This is a genomic window from Streptomyces africanus (assembly GCF_002150735.1).
GTDB classification, from domain to species: domain Bacteria; phylum Actinomycetota; class Actinomycetes; order Streptomycetales; family Streptomycetaceae; genus Streptomyces; species Streptomyces africanus.
Genome location: NZ_MUKA01000548.1, coordinates 1 through 4,128, shown reverse-complemented (window position 1 = coordinate 4,128; position 4,128 = coordinate 1). Strand labels below are relative to the sequence as shown.

The window sequence follows — 4,128 nt, the reverse complement described above, 5'->3', positions numbered from 1 at the left end:
TGGCGTTGCCGTCCGCCCCCGAGCTGCCCCCCGCGACCTCGAAACCGGCCGGCAACGCCACCGAGAACACGGGCAAGTCGGAGAAGCCCCCCACCAGGCCGGAGGGCAGGAACCGCCACACCGAACCGCAGGGCACCTCCTCCCCCACGGAGGACCGCGAGAGCCAGAGCGAGAGCCCCACCTGCCGGGTCGAGTACGACCTGGTCAACCAGTGGCCCGACGGCTTCCAGGCCACCGTCACCGTCACCAGCAGCAAGCCGCTGGACTCCTGGCGTGTGTCCTGGTCCTTCCGCGACGGCCAGCAGGTCGGCCAGATGTGGGACGCCTCCGTCTCCCAGGACGGCTCCCGCGTCACCGCCACCGCCGCCGACTACAACAAGTCGGTCCCCGCGGGCGGCGACCTGGCCTTCGGCTTCCTCGCCTCCTGGCGCGGCAAGAACTCCCCGCCGTACGACTTCACGCTGAACGGCCGGGACTGCGCGAAAAACGGTTGACGCCGCGGTGGCGTGACGGGATAGCGTGACGGCGGTTCCACGAAGTGCCGGGGAACCGCGAAGAGTCGAGGATCGAGGAGGTGTTGACCGATGGCTGTCATTGCGATGGGCGCTGCCCGCATCCAGTTCATCAAGTCCACCTCCATGGCCGCCGGCTGATCCGACCGACTGTCGGGCCGGGGGCCGACCTGGGAAGGGTCACCCTTGACTTCCAGCTCTGCTTCATCCGTTTCCTCCGCGCTCGCCCCCTACGGCTGGGACGACGCATGGGCGGACGAGTTCACCCCCTACGACACCGAAGGACTGCTGCCCGGACGCGTGATCCGGGTCGACCGCGGGCAGTGCGACGTCGTCACCGCCGACGGGGTGCTGCGGGCCGACACCGCCTTCGTCACCCCGCACGACCCGATGCGGGTCGTCTGCACCGGCGACTGGGTCGCCGTCGAACCCGGCGGGAACCCGCGCTACGTCCGCGCCTACCTGCCGCGCCGCACCGCGTTCATCCGCTCCACCTCCTCCAAGCGGTCCGAGGGGCAGATCCTCGCGGCCAACGTCGACCACGCCATCGTGGCCGTGCCCCTCGCCGGCGAGCTCGACCTCGGCCGTATCGAACGGTTCCTCGCGCTCGCCTGGGAGTCCGGGGCGCAGCCCCTCGTCGTCCTCACCAAGGCCGACCTCGTGCCGGACGCCGTCACCGTCGCCCACCTCGTCCAGGACGTCGAGACCAGCGCGCCGGGCGTGCCGGTGGTGCCGGTCAGCGCCGTCGACGGCGGCGGGCTGGACGTGGTCGCGGCCATCGTCGCCGCCGGGACGTCCGTGCTGCTCGGGCAGTCCGGCGCGGGCAAGTCGACCCTCGCCAACGCGCTGCTCGGCGAGGACGTCATGACCGTCCAGGCCACCCGGGACGTCGACGGCAAGGGCCGGCACACCACGACGACCCGCAACCTGCTCGCGCTGCCCGGCGGGGGCGTCCTGATCGACACGCCCGGACTGCGGGGCGTCGGACTGTGGGACGCCGAGACCGGCGTCGGGCAGGTGTTCTCCGAGATCGAGGAACTGGCCGAACGGTGCCGCTTCCACGACTGCGCCCACGAGGCCGAGCCGGGCTGTGCCGTGCTGGCCGCCGTCGAGGAGGGCGACCTGCCGGAGCGGCGGCTGCACAGCTACCGCAAGCTCCTGCGGGAGAACCAGCGCATCGTCGCCAAGACGGACGCCCGGCTCCGTGCGGAGATCCGCAAGGACTGGAAGCGCAAGGGGGCGATCGGACGGGCCGCGATGGAGGCGAAGCGCGGACCGCACTGGCGTTCGTAGCCGCCCGGGGTCCCGGAGCGTCGTGTCCGATTTCCGCCAGCGGCTGCCCCGCCGACAGCGGAGACTGGACAGCGTGAAGGACCACGACACGAGGGACCAGGACACGGGGGAAGACCCCCGGTACGAAGCCGTGCGCAGCCGTGACGGGCGTTTCGACGGCGTCTTCTTCTTCGCCGTCGAGACGACCGGCATCTACTGCCGGCCGAGCTGCCCCGCGGTCACCCCGAAGCGGGCCAACGTACGGTTCTTCGCCACGGCGGCCGCCGCGCAGGGCTCGGGCTTCCGGGCCTGCCGGCGGTGCCGCCCGGACGCCGTGCCCGGCTCCCCCGAGTGGAACGTCCGCGCGGACGTGGTGGGCCGGGCCATGCGGCTGATCGCCGACGGCGTGGTCGACCGCGAGGGTGTCGCCGGGCTCGCCGGACGGCTCGGCTACAGCGCGCGGCAGGTGCAGCGGCAGCTCACCGCGGAGCTCGGCGCCGGGCCGGTCGCCCTCGCCCGCGCCCAGCGGGCCCACACCGCGCGCGTCCTGGTGCAGACCACCGACCTGCCGATCACCGAGATCGCCTTCGCCTCGGGCTTCGCCAGCGTGCGCCAGTTCAACGACACCATCCGGGCCGTGTACGCGTCGACCCCGAGCCGGCTGCGCGCCGCCGCGTCGAAGAGCGGCCGGGCCCGTCGAACGGCGACCCCGGACGCCGGCATCCCGCTCCGGCTCGCCCACCGCGGCCCCTACCAGGCCGGCCCCGTCTTCGACCTGCTGGCACGCGAGGCCGTGCCCGGCGTCGAAGAGGTCGGCGGCCCGCCCGGCGCGCGCACCTACCGGCGCACCCTCCGCCTCCCGTACGGCACCGGCATCGTCGCCGTCGACGAACGCCCCGGCACCGCCCGCACGGGGTCTGGTGCCCACCCGGGCGGCTGGCTCGACGCCCGGCTCCACCTCACCGACCCCCGCGACCTCACCACCGCCGTACAGCGGCTGCGGCGGCAGTTCGACCTCGACGCCGACCCCTACGCCGTCGATGAGCGCCTCGGCGCCGACCCGGAACTCGCACCCCTGATCGCCGCCCGGCCCGGCCTGCGCTCGCCCGGCACCGCCGACCCGGAGGAACTCGCGGTCCGCGCGCTGGTCGGCCGGACGGAGGCCGAACGGCTCGTACGCCGCTACGGCAAGGCCCTCGACGCCCCCTGCGGCAGCCTCACCCACCTCTTCCCCGAGCCGGCCGTCCTCGCCGGCGCCGAACCCGGCGGCACCCTCGGCGCGCTCACCGCCGCCCTCGCCGACCACGCCGTACGCCTGGACCCCGGCGCCGACCGCGACGACGCGCAGGAGGCCCTGCGTGCCGTGCCCGGCCTGGACGCCCGCACGATCGCCGAGATCCGCACCCGCGCCCTCGGCGACCCCGACGTGGCCCCACCCGGCGCCGACGTCCCCGACAGCTGGCGCCCCTGGCGCTCGTACGCCCTGAACCACCTGCGCGCAGCAGGGAAGTGGGAGTTGTGATGACCTCGACGTACTGGACGAACGTGGCCTCCCCGCTCGGGCCGCTGCTCCTCACCGCCGCCCCGGACGGTGCGCTGACCTCGCTGTCCGTGCCCGGGCAGAAGGGCGGGCGTGTGGTGGAGGACGACTGGCGGCAGGACCGCGGGCCGTTCCGCGAGGCCGAGGAGCAGCTCGCCGCCTACTTCGCCGGGGAACTGAAGGAGTTCCGGCTGGCCTGGCGCGCCGAGGGCTCCGTCTTCCGGGAGAAGGTCTGGGCCGCGCTGGACGACATCCCGTACGGGTCGACCGTGACCTACGGCGAGATTGCCGCGCGCATCGGAGCGCCCAGGGCCGCCGTGCGGGCCGTGGGCGGGGCGATCGGCGCCAATCCGCTGCTGGTCGTCCGGCCGTGCCACCGGGTGATCGGGGCGGACGGGACCCTGACCGGCTATGCGGGCGGCCTGCAGCGCAAGGTACGGCTGCTGACGCACGAGGGCGTGCTGTAGACGCCGGTGGTGTTCTCGGAGTGTGTCCCCGGGGTGTGTTCTCAGGCGCCGAAGACGGCCCCCACCCAGGCCGCCGCGATCAGCTGGCACGTGAACAGTTCCGCCAGCACGCTGGAGCCGCCCGAGCGCATCGCCGTGCGCACGGCCGTGGCGGCCTCGGCGTGGCGGCCGAGGCGGAGGCGTTCGGCGAGGTAGATGCCGGCCAGGAAGCCCGGGATCGAGCCGATGACGGGGAGCAGGACGAAGCCGAGGGTGGATCCCGCGCCGGCGGCTGCGGGCGAGCGGCGCCACCCACCGCATGCTGTCCTACCCCGGCGCGGGATCCACCCTTGGCTTC

Annotated in this window: 5 protein-coding genes; 4 read left to right on the top strand and 1 reads right to left on the bottom strand. The window is 74.1% G+C overall.

Translation table 11 applies throughout. From position 1 onward, the window contains the following. From CCL05_RS41870 to CCL05_RS41855, 4 genes are all read left to right on the top strand, one after another. Positions 1-494 (top strand): cellulose-binding domain-containing protein (locus CCL05_RS41870; RefSeq protein ID WP_208641737.1); only part of this gene is annotated, 494 nt, incomplete at its 5' end. Positions 495-698: 204 nt separating this feature from the next. Next, positions 699-1,805, top strand: a complete 1,107-nt coding sequence (rsgA, locus tag CCL05_RS41865; protein ID WP_086565774.1) for a ribosome small subunit-dependent GTPase A — start codon at positions 699-701, stop codon at positions 1,803-1,805. A gap of 73 nt (positions 1,806-1,878) precedes the next feature. Next, positions 1,879-3,306 (top strand): DNA-3-methyladenine glycosylase 2 family protein, encoded by a 1,428-nt coding sequence (locus CCL05_RS41860; protein ID WP_208641736.1) that lies wholly within the window; start codon positions 1,879-1,881, stop codon positions 3,304-3,306. Then, the gene (locus CCL05_RS41855; RefSeq protein WP_086565773.1) at positions 3,306-3,791 is read left to right on the top strand and encodes a methylated-DNA--[protein]-cysteine S-methyltransferase; all 486 of its coding nucleotides are present in this window, start codon (positions 3,306-3,308) and stop codon (positions 3,789-3,791) included. Before CCL05_RS41860 ends, CCL05_RS41855 begins: the two co-directional genes overlap by 1 nt. Positions 3,792-3,832: 41 nt before the next feature. Here the strand turns inward: CCL05_RS41855 and CCL05_RS41850 are convergent. Then, a partial coding sequence (locus CCL05_RS41850; RefSeq protein ID WP_244204598.1) for a DUF456 family protein occupies positions 3,833-4,128 on the bottom strand: 296 nt, incomplete at its 5' end.

Bases quoted from the DNA above. Each gene is read 5' to 3' on its own strand.
- CCL05_RS41855 (WP_086565773.1), top strand. From the start codon at position 3,306: ATGACCTCGACGTACTGGACGAACGTGGCCTCCCCGCTCGGGCCGCTG.